Below are 18,287 nucleotides of genomic sequence, written 5' to 3'. Positions count from 1 at the left end.
GTCCCTTCCTTTACGTCACTTGGCCGCTGCGGCCGGGGCGTCCTCGCCGAGCAGCTTGCCGTCCGAGGTCTCGAACTGCTTCTTGAACTCGGAGACGGCGTCGTCGATCGCCTGGATCGTGTCGTTCGACATCTTGGCGCCCTCCTTGATGGAGGTCATGAGGCCCTGCTCCTTGCGGTGCAGGTACTCCAGCAGCTCCTTCTCGAAGCGGCGGATGTCGGCGACCGGCACATCGTCCATACGGCCGTTGGTACCGGCCCACACGGAGACGACCTGGTCCTCGGTGGCCATCGGCTGGTACTGGTTCTGCTTCAGCAGCTCGACCATCCGCTGACCGCGCTCGAGCTGCGCCTTCGACGCGGCGTCCAGGTCGGAACCGAAGGCGGCGAACGCCTCCAGCTCACGGAACTGGGCGAGGTCGACACGCAGTCGGCCGGAGACCTGGCGCATGGCCTTGTGCTGGGCCGAACCACCGACACGCGAGACCGAGATACCGACGTTCAGGGCCGGACGCTGACCGGCGTTGAACAGGTCGGACTCCAGGAAGCACTGGCCGTCGGTGATGGAGATGACGTTGGTCGGGATGAACGCCGAGACGTCGTTGGCCTTGGTCTCGACGATCGGCAGACCGGTCATCGAACCGGCACCCATGTCGTCGGAGAGCTTGGCGCAGCGCTCCAGCAGACGGGAGTGCAGGTAGAAGACGTCACCCGGGTAGGCCTCACGGCCCGGCGGGCGGCGCAGCAGCAGGGACACGGCGCGGTAGGCGTCGGCCTGCTTCGACAGGTCGTCGAAGATGATCAGGACGTGCTTGCCCTGGTACATCCAGTGCTGACCGATGGCCGAACCGGTGTACGGCGCCAGGTACTTGAAGCCGGCCGGGTCGGACGCCGGGGCGGCGACGATGGTCGTGTACTCCAGCGCGCCGTTCTCCTCCAGCGCGCGGCGGACCGACGCGATGGTGGAGCCCTTCTGGCCGATGGCGACGTAGATGCAGCGGACCTGCTTCTTCGGGTCGCCGGTACGCCAGTTGTCACGCTGGTTGATGATCGTGTCGACGGCCAGCGCGGTCTTACCCGTCTGACGGTCGCCGATGATGAGCTGACGCTGGCCACGACCGATCGGGGTCATGGCGTCGACGGCCTTGTAGCCCGTCTCCATCGGCTCGTGCACCGACTTGCGCTGCATGACCGTGGGGGCCTGCAGTTCGAGGGCGCGGCGGCCCTCGGTCTCGATCTCGCCGAGGCCGTCGATGGGGTTGCCGAGCGGGTCGACGACGCGGCCGAGGTAGCCCTCGCCGACGGCCACGGAGAGCACCTCACCGGTGCGCTGCACCGGCTGGCCCTCCTCGATGCCGCTGAACTCACCGAGGACGATGGCACCGATCTCGCGCTCCTCGAGGTTGAGGGCGAGGCCGAGGGTGCCGTCCTCGAACTTCAGCAGTTCGTTGGCCATGGCCGAGGGAAGACCCTCGACCTTCGCGATGCCGTCGCCGGCAAGGGTGACCGTACCGACCTCCTCGCGCGAGGCCGCGTCCGGCTTGTACGACTGGACAAAGTTCTCCAGCGCGTCCCGGATCTCCTCCGGCCGGATCGTGAGCTCCGCCATCTGGGTTCCCTGCTCTCCTTGTTGGGCCCGAAGTTTCTTTGGGGGTCTGGGGGCGGCCCCCAGGAATCCTCTGCACGGCCCAACGCGGGCCGTAGTACTGCGTATGGAGTTGCGCTTAGCTCGCCATGCGGCGGGCGGCGTCCTCGAGTCGGTCCCCGACGGAACCGTTGATGACCTCGTCTCCGACCTGCACCCGCATCCCGCCGAGGACCGCGGGGTCCACGTCGAGGTTGAGGTGCATGGGGCGGCCGTACACCTTGGCCAGCGCGGCACCGAGGCGCCGCTTCTGGGTGTCGCTGAGCGGCACCGCCGAGGTGACGACAGCGACCAGGCGGTCACGGCGCGCGGCGGCGAGCTTGGACAGGGACTCGATTCCCGCTTCCAGGCTACGTCCACGCGGCGCGGTCACAAGACGCGTCACCAGACGTTCCGTGGTCACGTGGGCCCGGCCACCGAGGAGCCGGCGCACCAGCTCGCCCTTCGCCGAGGCGGTCGCGGCACGGTCGGTCAGCGCGGAGCGCAGCTCGGTGTTCGAGGTGGCGATACGGCCGAACCGGAACAGTTCGTCCTCGACGTCGTCGAGGCCGTTCGCCTTCTCGGCGGCGGTGAGGTCGGCGATGTTCGCCAGCTCCTCCACCGCGTCCACCAGGTCGCGCGGCTGCGACCAGCGCGTACGCACCATGCCGGCCACCAGGTCCGCGGTCGCCCCGCTGACCTGGCCGTCCAGCAGGCGCTGGGCCAGCTCGGCCTTGGCCTCGCCGGGCTGCGCCGGGTCGGTGAGGACCCGACGCAGCGACGCCTCGCGGTCGAGCAGCGCGGTGACGGCGGCCAGCTCGTCGGCGAGCTGCGCCGCGTCCACGGACGTGGAGTCCGTCAGCGCGTCGAGACGCTCGCGTGCGGCTGCCAGGGCCTCGCGGCTCGCTCCGTTCATCGCGCGGCCTCGGCCTTCTCCTCGAGCTCGTCGAGGAAGCGGTCGATCACGCGGCTCTGCCGGGCGTGGTCCTCGAGGGACTCACCGACCAGCTTGCCCGCCAGGTCGGTGGCCAGACGGCCGACGTCCTGACGCAGGTGCTGGGCGGCGGCGCTGCGGTCGGCCTCGATCTGCGCGTGACCGGCGGCGACGATCTCCTCGCGCTGCCGCTGGCCCTCCTCGCGCATCTCGGCGATGAGCTGGGCACCCTGCTCCTGCGCCTCCTGGCGCAGCCGCGCGGCCTCGTGCCGGGCTTCGGCGAGCTGAGCCTTGTACTGCTCGAGCACGCTCTGGGCCTCGACCTTCATGGCCTCGGCCTCTTCGATCCCGCCTTCGATCGCCTTGTGCCGCTCGTCCAGAACCTTGTTGATGTTCGGGAGCAGCTTCTTCCAGAAGAAGAAGAACACGATGGCGAAGGCGATGGTGCCGACGAGCAGCTCGGGGCCGGCCGGGAGGAGCGGGTTCTGCTCCGTCTCCTCGGCCGCGAGCTGCACCAGGTTGGCGATCACATCAGTGCCTTTCGTCGATACGTGTCGGTCAGGAGTTGCTTACCGACCGAACACGAACGGCATAACGATGCCGATGAGGGCGAGCGCCTCACAGAAGGCGAAGCCCAGGATCTGGTTGGCGCGGATCAGACCGGCAGCCTCGGGCTGGCGGGCCAGGGCCTGGGTGCCGTTGCCGAAGATGATGCCGACGCCGATGCCGGGGCCGATCGCGGCGAGGCCGTAGCCGATGGAGCCGACGGAGCCGGAGACAGCGGCGAGGGTCTCAGTGGCAGCCATGCTGAATCTTCCTTCTCTTAACGAACCGGTGGGGGTTGGCCACCGGACGAGGGGTGGGGTGGGGGCTCAGTGGTGCTCGGCGAGAGCGCCCTGAATGTAGGAGCAGGCGAGGAGTACGAAGACGTACGCCTGGACGGCCTGCACGAAGAGTTCGAAGCAGATCATGGCCATGGTCATCACGAACGAGACACCGGCGGCCGGGATCATGTAGCTGTTCATCAGGTACCAGGAGGCGACGGTGAACATCACCAGCATCAGGTGACCCGCGAACATGTTGGCGAACAGTCGCACCGCGTGCGTGAACGGGCGGACGAGCAGGTTCGAGAAGAACTCGATGACCATGACGAGCGGCAGCACGGCGCCGAGCGACTTGTCATAGCCCGTGACGTTCTTGAAGAAGCCGACGAAGCCGTGCTTCTTGAAGGTCAGCGCGACCCAGGTGACGTAGACGATCAGCGCGAGCACCATCGGGAAGGCGATCAGCGACGAGACCGGGAACTGGGCCAGCGGGATCACGGACCAGATGTTCATGATCCAGATGAAGAAGAACAGCGAGACCATGAGCGGGACGTACTTCTCGCCCTCGCGCTTGCCGAGCGTCTCGTAGACGATGCCGCGGCGCACGAAGTCGTAGCCGGCCTCGGCGATCAACTGCATCTTGCCCGGGACGACCTTGGCCTTGCCGAAGGCCAGTGCGAAGAACGTCACGACCAGGGCGGTGGTGACGAGCGCGAGCAGCATCACCTTGTTGAACTCGAAGCCGCCCACGGTGAACAGGGGCTTGAAGAGGAAGGAGTTCAGGCCCGGTGCCGGAAAGCCACAACCGTTGTCGGACAGGATGCGGCAGCTCCAGTCAAAGGCGAGCTGGGTCTGGTCAGCACTCACCGCGGGCTCCTTCGGCGTGACGCATGGGTTGGGCAACCTCGTTGTGTCGGTGCGGCGCGCAGCCGCGGAACGGCACCGGACTGGTGTTACGGATGTGGGGGCGGCAGTGGGGCATCAAGCCTCGCGATTGAGCAGGCGTCAGCTCAGATGCCCTCGCCCGCGATGCCGCAGTTGGCACCGGACGATAGCAGGATCTCGCACACGTCTTTATCCCGGCCCTACCCCTCACGACGAGGAGCCCGTCTTCTGAGGCTTCTCGTGCTTCTCGGAGTCAGGGTCGACGTAGAAGATCTTGGCCTTCATGTGCGCACGTGCCTGCGCCGCCATCCACACGACCGTCGCCACGACGAGCCCGGCCGCGAACGTCTTCGGATTGAACAGGGAAGTGTCCTTGAAGACGCCCGCGAAGATCAGGAGCAGCAGGAGCTGGGCGACATAGAGCATCAGCCCCATGGCCTGGAACAGATGCGGAAGCGACTTCGCCGTCCACTGAAGGACGTAGAGGCCGATCCCCATGAAGAGGACGGCGAGCACCGTACCGACGGCCGCGCCGAGCGCACCCTTGCCCCCAGCGACCGCACCACTGACGGCGACGGCGATCACGCCGACAGCCGCTGTGGGTACAGCGATCTGGAGAAGGTTCCGGGCGTCGGAAGACGGCATGGCGGCAACTCCGCTGAGTGAAAGGGGCAGGGTGTCGTCATGGACGAGCGTAGTCCCGGGCCGAGTGGAGACCTCGCGCCGAGGGACCCAGCACATTGGGACCCTTTGGCTCTACCCCGGGGTTCTCGTGAACGGTATCACAAACTATTTGATGCGGTCTTTACCTACTGGGTGTGCGTGCTGTCACACATGAGTGTGACCCTGCGCTATTGCGCAAATACGAGAGGGAATTGTCTGGTATTGGGGCGCTTTGCACCCCCATGACTCGGCAACGCACTCGTCAGATTCTTACCTTGTCGCTCGGCGCCCGACGGTCTGCGCCCGTGGCCTCCGTCAGCGCGGGGACTCGGCCTTACGGCGGTCCAGCCGCGCCCGGGAACCGATCGCCGTGGCCCCGTTGACCCCGGAGACGCCCGCGACGACCGGGGTCCGGCAGCCCTCGGCCTCCGGCCCCTCCCCTGCCTCGTACGCGGCGGACAGCGGCTTCGCGGCGGCACGGCGGTAGCGCGGCGGCACGACGGCCTCGGCCCAGCGCGGGGCGCGCGGCCGGAACCGCGGCAGCAGAAGCAGCACCAGACCGACCGCGCTCAGTGCCACGATGCCGAGCACGATCCACATGGACGCCGACTTGACGGAGTACGCGAGCGTCCCGAAGGCGATGAGCGCCGACCAGAAGTACATGATCAGCACGGCCCGGCTGTGCGAGTGGCCGATCTCCAGGAGCCGATGGTGCAGATGCCCGCGGTCCGCGGCGAACGGCGACTGCCCGCGCCAGGTACGGCGCACGATCGCGAGGACGAGGTCCGCGGCCGGGACCGCGATGATCGTCAGCGGCAGCAGCAACGGGATGTAGACCGGGACGGTCTGATGGACCGTGGCGCGCTCGGACCCGGAGAAGAGGTTCATCGCGTCCGGGTCGACCTGCCCGGTGATCGAGATGGCCCCGGCGGCGAGCACGAGCCCGATCAGCATCGACCCCGAATCGCCCATGAAGATCCGCGCCGGATGCATGTTGTGCGGCAGGAAGCCGAGACACATGCCCATGAGGATCGCCGCGAACAGCGTCGCGGGGGCGGCGGCCTCCAGGCCGTAGCCGTACCAGATCCGGTACGCGTACATGAAGAACGCGGCCGACGCGATGCACACCATGCCCGCGGCGAGACCGTCGAGACCGTCGACGAAGTTGACCGCGTTGATCGTGATGACCACCAGGGCCACCGTCAACAGCGTGCCCTGCCACTGGGTGAGCGCGACCGAGCCGACGCCTGGCACCGGCAGCCACAGGATCGTCAGACCCTGCATCACCATCACGCCCGCGGCGATCATCTGGCCGCCGAGCTTGATCAGGGCGTCGATCTCGAACTTGTCGTCCAGCACACCGATGAGCCAGATCAGCGCGGCACCGGAGAGCAGCGCCCGCGGCTCGTTCGACTTGGCGAAGACCTCGTTGAGGTTCTCCAGATGCGAGGCGACCAGCAGACCCGCGCACAGACCGAAGAACATCGCGATACCGCCGAGCCGGGGTGTCGGTTCCCGGTGCACGTCCCGGGCCCGGATCTCCGGCATGGCCCCCGCCACGATCGCGAACTTGCGTACCGGCCCTGTCAGCAGATACGTCACCGCGGCCGTGATGCAGAGCGTCAGCAGGTATTCACGCACAGGCTTCCCCACAGGTCTCGCGGACGTCCTCAGCCCCACACCTTAGCTTCGCGTGCATATGGTTGAGGACCGGCGGGTAGCGAAGATGGTTGCATGTGCGGCGGCGCACATCGTCGAGCCTGCGCTCACCGGCCGGGTCACAGGCCGGGATAGGGCGGGAATCTCCCGGTCATCTCGCGTACCTCGGCGCGCACCTGGGTGCCGTCCGTCTCCTCGCGCAGCACGGCCGCGAACAGCGCGGCGATGCGCTCCATCTCCGGCTCGCCCATGCCCTGGGTGGTCACCGCGGCGGTGCCCAGGCGCAGTCCGCGGGCCTCGCTGTGCGGCAGCGGGCAGGTGTCCATGACCAGTCCGGCCGCCATCAGCCGCCCGCGCGCGGTGCGGCCGTCGACGCCCAGGGGCGCGGGGTCGACGATCAGCATGTGGGTGTCGGTGCCGCCGGTGACGAGCATCAGCCCCTCGTCGGCCAGACGCTCCGCCAGCGTCCGGGCGTTGGCGACGACCTGGTGGGCGTAGACCGCGAAGGCCGGCCGCGCCGCCTCGCCGAACGCGACGGCCTTGGCGGCGACGGCGTGCATCTGGGCGCCGCCCTGGGTGAACGGGAAGACGGCCCGGTCCACCCGCCCGGCCAGCTCGCGCCCGCACAGGATCATGCCGCCGCGCGGGCCGCGCAGCACCTTGTGCGTGGTGGCGCAGACGACGTCGGCGTACGGCACCGGACTGGGCGCCGCTCCCCCGGCGACGAGCCCGATGGGATGGGCGGCGTCGGCGATGAGATACGCGCCCACCTCGTCGGCGACCTCGCGGAAGAACGCGTAGTCGATATGGCGGGGCGCGGCGATGGACCCGCACACGACGGCCTTGGGCCGGTGCGCGCGGGCCAGGACGCGCACCTCCTCGCGGTCGACGAGCCCGGTCTCCGCCTCGACGCCGTAGCCGACGAAGTCGAACCAGCGGCCGGAGAAGTTGGCGGGCGAGCCGTGCGTGAGGTGGCCGCCGTAGGGCAGCCCCAGGGCGAGGACGGTGTCGCCGGGCCGCAGCAGGGCGGCGTACGCGGCGAGCACCGCGGAGGAGCCCGAGTGCGGCTGCACATTGGCGTGTTCGGCCCCGAACAGTGCCTTCGCGCGGTCCACGGCGAGGCGTTCGGCCACGTCGACGACCTCGCATCCGCCGTGGTAGCGGGCGCCGGGATAGCCCTCCGCGTACTTGTTGGCGAGCGGGGAGCCGAGGGCGGTCAGCACGGCGGGCGAGGTGAAGTTCTCGGCGGCGATGAGCTGGAGCGTCGTCGACTGCCGGAAGAGTTCCCCGAGGAGGATGTCGGCCATCTCGGGGTCCTGTCGACGCAGGACGTCGGCCTCGAGGGTGGGGGTGAGCGCCATGGTGCACTCCGGGCGTCGGGGACGTACGTCCAACTGTAGGCCCGGGGCCCCTGGGGCGCCCGGTCGTCGCGGTCCCCGCAGGTACGCCTGTGCGGGCCCGTGACGAGGGTGGTGGACCGGGAACCCCGGCGGGGCGGCACGGAGCCGTCAGCGCGGCGTCCGGGCCCCGGGAAGAGGCCCCCGAAGAGCCCCGGAACGCGCCGTCCGGGCTCAGGCTCGGGCGGGTACGCCCGTCAGCGCGGTCACCACCGGGTCCAGCGCCTGCTGGATCTCGCAGCCGATCGACCGGAAGAACGGCAGCGGCGCCCCGTACGGGTCGTGCACCTCGTCCGCGTCCGCCGTCGGCGCCAGCAGCCAGCCGCGCAGCGCCGCGGCGGCACCGACCAGCGCGCGGGCGCGCGCGACCACGCCGTCCTCCAGTGGAGGCAGCGTCGCCGGGTCTATCGCCCGCACCAGGCGGGTGAACTCCTTCAGCGTGAACGTGCGCAGCCCCGCCGAGTGGCCCATGGAGATGACCTGGGCGCGGTGGTCGCGGGTCGCCGTCAGGACCAGGTCGGCCCGGATGACGTGCTCGTCCAGGAGCTCCCGGCCGACGAACCCGGAGGCGTCCGCGCCGAAGTCCGCGAGGACCGCCTCGGCGTTCGCCTCCATGGGCGCGCCCTCATGGCCCCAGGTGCCCGCGCTCTCCACGATCAGACCGCCGCCGAGCGCGTCGCCGAGCCGGTCCGCCAGGGCATGCCGGGTCAGCCGCTCGGTGATCGGCGAGCGGCACACGTTGCCCGTGCTGACGTGGAGGATGCGAAAGGTGTCGCCGGGGAGCCCTGGTTCCGCCAGGCTCCCCGTCGTCCCGTAGCCGTACCCGTTGCCTATGCCGCGCATGGGGGTCCCCCCTGCTCGGGGGTGTGGGGGGCGGTCAATTCGCCACCTCGAGGTCGGGTACCACCTTGCGCAGTTCCTCGGCCGAGATCGCGCCCTCGCGCAGCAGCAGGGGCACCGAGCCCGAGACGTCGACGATCGAGGAGGGCACGATGCCGGGGGTCGGGCCGCCGTCCAGGTAGACGGAGATCGAGTCGCCGAGCATCTCCTGCGCGGCGTCGCAGTTCTCCGGCGCCGGGTGGCCGGTCAGGTTCGCGGAGGACACGGCCATCGGGCCGACGTCCGTCAGCAGTTCGATGGCGACCGGGTGCAGCGGCATCCGGACGGCGACCGTGCCCCGGGTGTCCCCGAGGTCCCACTTGAGGGACGGCTGGTGCTTGGCGACGAGCGTGAGGGCGCCCGGCCAGAACGCGTCGACCAGTTCCCAGGCCAGCTCGGAGAAGTCCGTGACGAGGCCGTGCAGGGTGTTCGGGGAGCCGATGAGGACGGGCGTGGGCATGCCTCGGCCCCGGCCCTTGGCCTGGAGCAGATCGGCCACGGCCTCCGCGGAGAACGCGTCGGCGCCCACGCCGTACACGGTGTCGGTGGGCAGCACCACGAGTTCGCCACGGCGGACGGCGGACGCGGCCTCGCGCAGACCGGTCGCTCGGTCGGTCGCGTCGTTGGTGTCGTATCGCCGTGCCATGTCTAGAGGGCCTCCTCGTACACGTACTGCTGGATCACGTTCACGTACTGCTGGATCACGTTCGGGATCTCGTACTGGATCTCGTACTGGCTTGAAGTCTTCGCACGGGGCGTGCACCACGCCCCGAGGCGGGCCGGGCTCACGGCAGGGCCTTGCGGGCGGTGGCGAAGCGCGGCCGGTTGTTGAGGTCGGGGTGGTCGGCCGCGTCGGCCCAGCCCCGCTCCTCGGTGAAGATCCACGGCACCTGGCCGCCCTGGGTGTCGGCGTGCTCGATGACGACGAGACCGCCGGGGCGCAGCAGCCGGTGCGCGGTGCGCTCCAGGCCGCGGATCAGGTCGAGGCCGTCCTCGCCGGAGAACAGGGCCAGTTCGGGGTCGTAGTCCCGGGCCTCCGGAGAGACGTACTCCCATTCGGTGAGCGGGACGTACGGCGGGTTGGAGATCACGAGGTCGACCTGGCCGTCGAGGTCCGGGAAGGCCGTCAGGGCGTTCCCCTGGCGCAGGTCGACCCTGGACCCCTCCATGTTCTTCCGGGTCCACTGCAGGGCGTCCTCGGACAGCTCCACCGCGTGCACGCGCGAGCGCGGCACCTCCTGGGCCAGCGCGAGCGCGATGGCGCCCGAGCCGGTGCACAGGTCCACGATCAGCGGCTCGACGACGTCCATCGCGCGCACCGCGTCTATGGCCCAGCCGACCACCGACTCGGTCTCCGGCCGGGGCACGAACACCCCGGGCCCGACCTGGAGTTCCAGATACCGGAAGAAGGCGCGCCCGGTGATGTGCTGGAGCGGCTCGCGCGCCTCGCGGCGGGCGATGACCTCCCAGTAGCGGGCGTCGAAGTCGGCGTCCTTGACGGTGTGCAGCTCGCCCCGCCGGACACCGTGCACGAAGGCGGCGAGCTCCTCCGCGTCGTTGCGCGGCGAGGGCACGCCGGCGTCGGCCAGCCGCTGGGTGGCCTGGGCCACCTCCGCGAGCAGCAGGTTCACGCTCGTCCTCCGGTCCGTGTGCGGTGCCTTGGGTCTGATGGATGGTCGTGGGGGTGGTCGTGCCGGGGTCGCGGGCCCCGGCACTCGGCGCGTCGGGCCTCGGCGTCACGCAGCCGCGAGCTTGGCGGCCGAGTCGGCGTCGACGCAGGCCTGGATCACCGCGACGAGGTCGCCGTCGAGCACCTGGTCCAGGTTGTACGCCTTGAATCCGACGCGGTGGTCCGAGAGGCGGTTCTCCGGGAAGTTGTACGTACGGATCTTCTCGGAGCGGTCGACCGTGCGGACCTGGCTGCGGCGGGCGTCGGCGGCCTCCCGCTCCGCCTCCTCCTGCGCGGCGGCGAGCAGCCTGGAGCGCAGGATACGCATCGCCTGCTGCTTGTTCTGCAACTGGCTCTTCTCGTTTTGGCAGGAGGCGACGACGCCGGTCGGAAGGTGCGTGATCCGCACCGCGGAGTCGGTCGTGTTGACGGACTGGCCGCCGGGCCCGGAGGAGCGGTAGACGTCGATGCGCAGGTCGTTCGGGTTGATCTCGATGTCGACCTCCTCCGCCTCGGGCGTGACGAGCACACCGGCCGCGGAGGTGTGGATACGGCCCTGCGACTCGGTGGCCGGCACGCGCTGCACGCGGTGCACACCGCCCTCGTACTTCAGCCGGGCCCACACGCCCTGGCCGGGCTCGATCTGCCCGCGGGCCTTCACCGCGACCTGGACGTCCTTGTAGCCGCCCAGCTCGGACTCGGTGGAGTCGATGATCTCGGTCTTCCAGCCGACGCGCTCGGCGTAGCGCAGATACATCCGCAGCAGATCACCGGCGAACAGGGCCGACTCGTCGCCGCCCGCGCCCGCCTTGATCTCGAGGATGACGTCCTTGTCGTCGTTGGGGTCACGCGGGATGAGCAGGAAGCGCAGCTTCTCGGTCAGTTCCTCGCGCTGCTTCTCCAGGTCCTTGACCTCGGCGGCGAAGTCCGGGTCGTCCGCGGCCAGTTCGCGCGCGGTCTCGATGTCGTCGCCGGACTGCTTCCAGGAGCGGTACGTGGCGATGATCGGGGTCAGCTCCGCGTAGCGCTTGTTCAGCTTGCGCGCGTTGGCCTGATCGGCGTGGACCGATGGATCGGCGAGCTTCTTCTCCAGATCGGCGTGTTCACCGACCAGTTCCTCGACCGCCTCGAACATCTCCGGCTCCCATGGGGTGTCCCCCGCCCGGCCGGGGCGTGGGGGACGTAGGTACGACTGACAGGGGCTGCACCGCAAAGCGCCGGTCCCGACGCCCCCGGTACGGGAGCACCGGAGACCGGCGCGATGGGCTCGCTACTTCTTGGCAGCGGCAGCCTTGCCGAAGCGGGCCTCGAAGCGGGCCACACGGCCACCGGTGTCGAGGATCTTCTGCTTGCCCGTGTAGAACGGGTGGCACTCGGAGCAGACCTCGGCACGGATGGTGCCGGAGTCGATGGTGCTACGAGTGGTGAACGACGCGCCGCAGGTGCAGCTGACCTGCGTCTCGACGTACGCGGGGTGAATGTCGCGCTTCAAGGTGTCTCCTAGGTTCCGGGAGGGCGCCGGGTCGCAGCCGCGGGATGCGGGTGCGTGAACCGGAGCCGACGTACCAGTCTGCCAGGACTGGCCGCATCACCCAAAACCGGGGGATCAAGCGATCTATTCCGCCAGGTCCCCTGCCAGGTCCCCGAAGGCCCCGGATCGGCACCGGATCGGCTCCAGGAAGGCCCTGACCGGCCCCGGCCGGGCCGCTCAGGGGCTCAAGGGGTTCCGGGGATCAACCGGTGACCACGCCGTCGGCCTGGCCCGTGTCGGCGCCCTCGGTCGCGCTCGCCGGGATCGGCCGGTCGTTCTTCAGGGCGTCCCACACGAGCTGCGCCTTGTCCTTCTCCAGCAGGACCCGGTTGGGGTTCGACGGGTCGTAGCGGACCGGCATCGTCACCATGTTCATCCGGGAGGAGTCGATCCCCTTGAGCCCGCCGGCGAAGGAGACGAGCTTCTTCACGGAGGCCAGGTCGGAGTCGGTCGTGACGGCCTTGGTCCCGGTGTCGGCGAGGTCGTACAGCTTGCTCGGGCTGGTCAGCACGCCGACCTGCCCCACCTGGTCGACCAGGGCCTTCATGAAGGCCTGTTGGAGCTGGATACGGCCGAGGTCTGAGCCGTCGCCGACGCCGTGCCGGGTGCGGACCAGGCCGAGCGCCTGCTCGCCGTCGAGGGTGTGGGCCCCGGCCTTCAGATCGAGATGGCTGTCGGGGTCGTGGATGTCCCTGGTGGTGGTCACCCGGACGCCGCCGAGGTCGTCGATCAGCTTCTGGAAGCCCGTGAAGTCGACCTCCACGAAGTGGTCCATACGGATACCGGTGATCGACTCGACGGTCTTCACGGCGCAGGCCGCGCCCCCGGTCGCATACGCGGAGTTGAACATCACGCCGGAGGCCGCGGGCTGCGCGGTGCCCTTGCTGTCGGTGCACTCGGGGCGGTCGACGAGGGTGTCACGCGGGATCGAGACGACACTGGCCCGCTTGTGGCCCTTGTAGACGTGGACGATCATCGCGGTGTCGGAGCGGGCCGTGCCGTCGTCGGCGCCGCCGCCCAGCTTGTCGTTGCCGCCCGAGCGGCTGTCCGAGCCCAGGACCAGGATGTTCTGGGAGCCGTCGTCGACCTTCGCGGGCCGGTGGCCGCCGAGCATCTGGTTGAGGTCGACGCTGTGGATGTTGCCGTTGAGCTTGAAGTACACGACGCCGAGGCCGGTACCGCCGAGCAGCAGGACGCCCGCGGCCGTCCAGGCGGTGACGAGGAGAGCCCTGCGGCGTCTGCCGCCGCGGTGCCGGTGCCGATGGCCCTTCGCGCGGTGGCGCGGGCCGCTGGTCGTGGCCTTGTCGGCTATGCCGGGGTTCGGCTCGCGCTCGGCAGGCATGTGCTCCTCGGTCCTTGTGGCCCCCGCTGTTCCATCGTCACCCCGTACGGTCAGACGGAGTAACCGGAGCAAGGGTTGCACAGCAACCAAGACCACCGCTTATGAGATAGATCTCGGACATGCCCGGACAACGGCATCCCGGACAAGGCCCCGGACAACGCACAGGGCCGCCCCGCCGGCCGGTGCTGGGCACCGGCCGAGGGAGCGGCCCCGCAGTCGAACGTGATCGGTCGGACGCGATCGGTCGCCGTCGACTCGGTCGCTGTCGACTCAGTCGCCGTTGCCGGGCGAAGGCGTCGTCTTCTGGATCTGCATCAGGAACTCGACGTTCGACTTGGTCTGCTTCATCTTGTCGAGGAGCAGCTCGATCGCCTGCTGCTGGTCGAGCGCGTGCAGCACCCGGCGCAGCTTCCAGACGACGTTCAACTCCTCGGCGCCGAGCAGGATTTCCTCCTTACGCGTGCCGGACGCGTCCACGTCCACCGCGGGGAAGATGCGCTTGTCGGCGAGCTTCCGGTCGAGCTTGAGCTCCATGTTGCCGGTGCCCTTGAACTCCTCGAAGATGACCTCGTCCATGCGCGAGCCGGTGTCGACCAGCGCGGTGGCGAGGATCGTGAGGGAGCCGCCGTCCTCGATGTTGCGCGCGGCACCGAAGAAGCGCTTCGGCGGGTAGAGCGCGGTCGAGTCGACACCACCGGACAGGATGCGGCCGGAGGCGGGCGCGGCGAGGTTGTACGCACGGCCCAGACGCGTGATCGAGTCGAGCAGCACGACGACGTCGTGGCCCAGCTCCACCAGGCGCTTGGCGCGCTCGATGGCCAGCTCGGCGACCGTGGTGTGGTCCTCGGCCGGGCGGTCGAAGGTCGAGGAGATGACCTCGCCCTTGACCGACCGCTGCATGTCGGTGACCTCTTCCGGACGCTCGTCGACCAGGACGACCATCAGGTGGCACTCGGGGTTGTTGTGCGTGATCGCGTTGGCGACCGCCTGCATGATCATGGTCTTGCCGGTCTTCGGCGGGGCCACGATCAGACCACGCTGGCCCTTGCCGATCGGCGACACCAGGTCGATGATGCGGGTGGTCAGCACGCCCGGGTCGGTCTCCAGGCGCAGCCGGTCCTGCGGGTACAGCGGCGTCAGCTTGTTGAACTCCGGGCGGCCACGGCCGTGTTCGGGCGCCATGCCGTTGACGGAGTCGAGGCGGACCAGCGCGTTGAACTTCTCGCGGCGCTCGCCGTCACGGGGCTGACGGACCGCACCCGTGATGTGGTCGCCCTTGCGCAGGCCGTTCTTGCGGACCTGGGCGAGGGAGACGTACACGTCGTTCGGACCGGGCAGGTAGCCCGAGGTGCGAATGAAGGCGTAGTTGTCGAGGATGTCCAGGATGCCCGCGACGGGGATCAGGACGTCGTCCTCGGCGACCTGCGGCTCGGCGATCTCGTCGCGGCCCCGACGGCCCCGGCGGTCGCGGTAGCGCCCGCGACGGCCCCGGCGGCCACCGTCGTCGTCGAAGCCGTCGTCCTGACGGTCCTGCCGACCGCCGCCGCCCTGCTGCTGACGCTGCTGGCCCTGCTGCTGGTCGTCACCCTTGCCACGACGGTCGCGGTCGCGATCCCGATCGCGGTCGCGGTCGCGGTCGCGCCCACGGTCGCGGCGGTCACGGCGGCGGCCCTCGCCGCCCTCACCGGCTTCGCCACGGCTCTCGCCCTGCGACTGCGTCTGCGCCTGGGCGGGTGCCTCGGCCTTCGGCTCGCTCTTCGCCTCGGCGGTGGCCGTCTCGGGGCTGCCGGCCTCGGCGGTGGCACGGCGCCGACGGCGCTCGGCCGGAGTGTCGTCCCCGGCGCCCTGGCCGGGGATCTCGATCTGCTTCGGAGCCTCGGCCGACTTCTCGGCCTTGGCCTCCGCGTCACCGGTACGCGTCCGGGAGGTGGCCCGGCGCTTCGGCTTGGTCTCGGTGGCGTCCCCGGTGGAAGCGGCGGTCTTGGCCCCGGCGCCCGAAGCCGCCTGGGAGCCACCCCCGGCCTGCGCCTCCTTGATGACCTCGATCAACTGGCTCTTGCGCATGCGCGCCGTGCCCCTGATACCGAGGCCGGATGCGACCTGCTGAAGCTCGGCCAGCACCATGCCCTCGAGGCCGGTACCGCGGCGCCGCCGGGAGCCGGCACCGGTGGCAGGCGCGGAGGCGTCCGTGGCGGGCGCGGCAGCGGTCTCCTCGACACGTGCGCCCATCAGATCGGTGGTGTCGCTCACGAAGGGTCCTTCCCTGGAGCGGACGTCGGCCTGTCTGGCTCGGCGACCGGTTGTGCTGTCCGGCTTCGGTCCTCGTCTGTATGGACCGTGCCGGGGCGGTGGTCCGCCATAAGCGGCGGAAGAAACATCTGGTGACTGGCGCTTCCCGGAGCCGTGACACCCGGGTCTGTGTCGCGCGGCTCGGTCACACCGATTCCGGAGCATGCTCGGCAATTCGCCCAGTCCCGTATACGACGTACCGCTCACGTACGGAATACGGAACACAATGCGACTTGGGAGGCTCCCGGAAGAAGGGTTGTCCCGGACGGGGACACGAAGCACCACGCCATGGCTGGGTCGGGTGCTGACTTGAGATTAACACTACCGGATCCAACAAACATTCCCCCTCTCGAAACCGGCAACCGTGTGTCAGGGCGCGAGCGGCAGTACGCACGCTCCCTGACTGTCCAGGTCAAGCCGGTTGGCGGCCCATCCCTCACCTGCCAGGTCGGCCACCTTGTCGGCGCTGTCGCCGTCGGCCAGCGCCAGGACCGTGGGTCCGGCGCCGGAGATCACTGCGGGGATGCCGTCCGCCCGCAGCCGTTCCACCAGCGCGGCGCTCTCCGGCATGGCCGGAGCCCGGTATTCCTGGTGGAGGCGGTCCTCGGTGGCGGGCAGCAGCAGCTCGGGGCGCCGGGTCAGGGCCTCGACGAGCAGTGCGGCGCGGCCCGCGTTGACGGCAGCGTCGACGTGCGGCACGGCGCGCGGGAGCAGTCCGCGCGCGGTCTCGGTCAGCACGGGCTTCCCGGGCACGAAAACCACCGGAACGATGGAACGGGCGGGGTCCAGGCGGATCGCGCGCGCGGCGCCGCGGTCCATCCAGGAGAGCGTGAACCCGCCGAGCAGACAGGCCGCGACGTTGTCGGGGTGGCCCTCGATCTCGGTGGCGAGTTCGAGCAGCGCGGCGTCGTCGAGCCGACTGTCGCCGCCTATCGTCACGGCGCGGGCGGCGACTATGCCGGCGCAGATGGCGGCGGAGGAGGAGCCGAGGCCGCGGCCGTGCGGAATGCGGTTGGCGCAGACGATCTCCAGGCCGCGCGGCTGCCCGCCGAGGGCGGCGAAGGCGGCGCGCAGGGATCGTACGAGGAGGTGGCTCTCGTCGCGCGGCAGCGTCCGGCTGCCCTCACCCGCGATGTCGATGTGCAGCCCGGAGTCGGCCACCCGGACGACCACGTCGTCGTAGAGCCCCAGCGCGAGGCCGAGGGCGTCGAAGCCCGGCCCGAGGTTGGCGCTGGTGGCGGGGACGCGCACCCGGACGGCGGCGGCGCGGAACGCTGGACCGGCCATCGCTCGTTGACTCTCCTTGAGCTGCGTGATGGTCGAATGACACTCGATGCGTACGGAAGACCCGAAGGCCGCAGGGACGGCGCGGCACCGCGGCATATGCGGCGGGCGGGTTGAGTACAGCCTATCGAAGGAAGGTTCTGTGGCGACATAGGGCGCACAGGAGGCGCACGATGCGTGTCGTAAGCCCCCTGTGCATCCGCTGTCGGGCGGCGTGCGGGGTCGTCCCCCGCAAGCGCCCCGATTACGCCAGTCCGAGCCGCTCGGCCGCGGTTGCCGCGTCGACCGGGACCGTGACCGGCTGCGGGGCGCCCGCGACGGCCCAGTCGGGGTCCTTGAGCCCGTTGCCGGTGACCGTACACACGATCCGCTGGCCCGGGTCGACCTTGCCCTGCTCGGCCGCCTTCAGCAGACCGGCGACGGACGCGGCGGACGCGGGCTCGACGAAGACGCCCTCCTGGGAGGCCAACAGCCGGTAGGCGCGCAGGATCTCACGGTCCGTCACCTCGTCGATGAGGCCGCCCGACTCGTCCCGGGCCGCCAGCGCGAACTTCCAGGAGGCGGGGTTGCCGATCCGGATCGCGGTGGCGATGGTCGAGGGGTCCTTGACGACCTCGCCGCGCACGATGGGCGCCGAACCGGAGGCCTGGAAGCCCCACATCCGCGGAGTGTGCCGCGCGATGCCGTCGGCGGCGTACTCCTTGTAGCCCTTCCAGTAAGCGGTGATGTTGCCCGCATTGCCGACCGGGAGGACATGGATGTCGGGCGCGTCGCCGAGCATGTCGACGATCTCGAAGGCCGCGGTCTTCTGGCCCTCGATGCGCACCGGGTTGACCGAATTGACCAGCGCCACCGGGTAGTTGTCGGACAGCGCGCGGGCGAGGTCCAGACAGTCGTCGAAGTTGCCGTCGACCTGGAGGATCTTGGCGCCGTGCACGAGGGCCTGGCCCATCTTGCCGAGCGCGATCTTGCCCTGCGGCACGAGCACCGCCGAGACCATGCCCGCGCGTACGGCGTAGGCGGCGGCCGACGCGGAGGTGTTGCCGGTGGAGGCGCAGATGACCGCCTTGGCGCCCTCCTCCTTGGCCTTGGAGATGGCCATGGTCATGCCGCGGTCCTTGAAGGACCCGGTGGGGTTGGCTCCCTCCACCTTGAGGTGGACCTCGCAGCCCGTGCGCTCGGAGAGCACCTGCGCGGGCACGAGCGGCGTACCGCCCTCGCGGAGCGTCACGACGGGCGTGCTGTCGGACACCGGAAGCCGGTCCCGGTACTCCTCGATGATTCCGCGCCACTGGTGAGTCATTGCTG

General features: G+C 69.9%; 18 protein-coding genes. All 18 read right to left on the bottom strand.

Annotated elements, in window-relative coordinates; all coding sequences use genetic code 11:
* Positions 1–15 precede the first annotated feature (15 nt).
* Positions 16–1,608 carry a F0F1 ATP synthase subunit alpha gene (gene atpA / locus NGF19_RS04880; RefSeq protein ID WP_252422399.1) on the bottom strand — a complete coding sequence of 531 codons (1,593 nt, stop codon included), beginning with the start codon at positions 1,606–1,608 and terminating at the stop codon, positions 16–18.
* Between the two features lie 115 nt (positions 1,609–1,723).
* The gene (locus NGF19_RS04875; protein WP_252422398.1) at positions 1,724–2,539 is read right to left on the bottom strand and encodes a F0F1 ATP synthase subunit delta; all 816 of its coding nucleotides are present in this window, start codon (positions 2,537–2,539) and stop codon (positions 1,724–1,726) included.
* Positions 2,536–3,087: a F0F1 ATP synthase subunit B gene (locus tag NGF19_RS04870; RefSeq protein ID WP_252422397.1), complete on the bottom strand. Its 552-nt coding sequence runs from the start codon at positions 3,085–3,087 to the stop codon at positions 2,536–2,538. The genes NGF19_RS04875 and NGF19_RS04870 overlap by 4 nt, the downstream gene beginning before the upstream one ends.
* A 39-nt stretch (positions 3,088–3,126) precedes the next feature.
* Positions 3,127–3,363 carry an ATP synthase F0 subunit C gene (gene atpE / locus NGF19_RS04865; RefSeq protein WP_252422396.1) on the bottom strand — a complete coding sequence of 79 codons (237 nt, stop codon included), beginning with the start codon at positions 3,361–3,363 and terminating at the stop codon, positions 3,127–3,129.
* A 66-nt stretch (positions 3,364–3,429) separates the two neighbouring features.
* Positions 3,430–4,248 (bottom strand): F0F1 ATP synthase subunit A, encoded by an 819-nt coding sequence (gene atpB / locus NGF19_RS04860; RefSeq protein ID WP_505016631.1) that lies wholly within the window; start codon positions 4,246–4,248, stop codon positions 3,430–3,432.
* Between the two features lie 225 nt (positions 4,249–4,473).
* Positions 4,474–4,911 carry a Cg1360 family ATP-synthase-associated protein gene (locus NGF19_RS04855; RefSeq protein WP_252422395.1) on the bottom strand — a complete coding sequence of 146 codons (438 nt, stop codon included), beginning with the start codon at positions 4,909–4,911 and terminating at the stop codon, positions 4,474–4,476.
* A gap of 333 nt (positions 4,912–5,244) precedes the next feature.
* Positions 5,245–6,570 carry an MraY family glycosyltransferase gene (locus NGF19_RS04850; RefSeq protein WP_252422394.1) on the bottom strand — a complete coding sequence of 442 codons (1,326 nt, stop codon included), beginning with the start codon at positions 6,568–6,570 and terminating at the stop codon, positions 5,245–5,247.
* Positions 6,571–6,707: 137 nt separating this feature from the next.
* Positions 6,708–7,949 (bottom strand): serine hydroxymethyltransferase, encoded by a 1,242-nt coding sequence (glyA, locus tag NGF19_RS04845; RefSeq protein WP_252422393.1) that lies wholly within the window; start codon positions 7,947–7,949, stop codon positions 6,708–6,710.
* Positions 7,950–8,159: 210 nt separating this feature from the next.
* Complete coding sequence (locus NGF19_RS04840; protein ID WP_252422392.1) at positions 8,160–8,828, bottom strand: arsenate reductase/protein-tyrosine-phosphatase family protein; 669 nt, start codon at positions 8,826–8,828, stop codon at positions 8,160–8,162.
* 34 nt (positions 8,829–8,862) lie between these two features.
* Entirely contained in the window at positions 8,863–9,510 is a 648-nt protein-coding gene (locus tag NGF19_RS04835) for an L-threonylcarbamoyladenylate synthase (RefSeq protein ID WP_252422391.1), read from the bottom strand.
* Between the two features lie 2 nt (positions 9,511–9,512).
* Positions 9,513–9,653, bottom strand: coding sequence for a hypothetical protein (locus NGF19_RS04830; protein WP_252422390.1), 141 nt, complete (start codon positions 9,651–9,653; stop codon positions 9,513–9,515).
* Positions 9,650–10,495: a peptide chain release factor N(5)-glutamine methyltransferase gene (gene prmC, locus NGF19_RS04825; protein ID WP_252422389.1), complete on the bottom strand. Its 846-nt coding sequence runs from the start codon at positions 10,493–10,495 to the stop codon at positions 9,650–9,652. Before prmC ends, NGF19_RS04830 begins: the two co-directional genes overlap by 4 nt.
* A 105-nt stretch (positions 10,496–10,600) precedes the next feature.
* Complete coding sequence (prfA, locus tag NGF19_RS04820; RefSeq protein ID WP_252422388.1) at positions 10,601–11,668, bottom strand: peptide chain release factor 1; 1,068 nt, start codon at positions 11,666–11,668, stop codon at positions 10,601–10,603.
* A 135-nt stretch (positions 11,669–11,803) separates the two neighbouring features.
* Positions 11,804–12,025, bottom strand: a complete 222-nt coding sequence (rpmE, locus tag NGF19_RS04815; protein ID WP_252422387.1) for a 50S ribosomal protein L31 — start codon at positions 12,023–12,025, stop codon at positions 11,804–11,806.
* A gap of 241 nt (positions 12,026–12,266) precedes the next feature.
* Positions 12,267–13,406 (bottom strand): LCP family protein, encoded by a 1,140-nt coding sequence (locus NGF19_RS04810; RefSeq protein WP_252422386.1) that lies wholly within the window; start codon positions 13,404–13,406, stop codon positions 12,267–12,269.
* Positions 13,407–13,676: 270 nt separating this feature from the next.
* Positions 13,677–15,656, bottom strand: a complete 1,980-nt coding sequence (gene rho / locus NGF19_RS04805; protein WP_252422385.1) for a transcription termination factor Rho — start codon at positions 15,654–15,656, stop codon at positions 13,677–13,679.
* Between the two features lie 408 nt (positions 15,657–16,064).
* Positions 16,065–16,982, bottom strand: a complete 918-nt coding sequence (gene thrB, locus NGF19_RS04800) for a homoserine kinase (protein ID WP_252422384.1) — start codon at positions 16,980–16,982, stop codon at positions 16,065–16,067.
* A gap of 241 nt (positions 16,983–17,223) precedes the next feature.
* On the bottom strand, positions 17,224–18,282 hold the full coding sequence (gene thrC, locus NGF19_RS04795) for a threonine synthase (protein ID WP_252422383.1): 1,059 nt from the start codon (positions 18,280–18,282) through the stop codon (positions 17,224–17,226).
* Between the last annotated feature and the right edge of the window lie 5 nt (positions 18,283–18,287).

It is taken from the genome of Streptomyces macrolidinus, from assembly GCF_023887685.1.
GTDB lineage: Bacteria > Actinomycetota > Actinomycetes > Streptomycetales > Streptomycetaceae > Streptomyces > Streptomyces macrolidinus.
The sequence above is the reverse complement of the archived record's forward strand: the minus strand, read 5'-3'. Positions and strand labels throughout refer to the sequence as shown.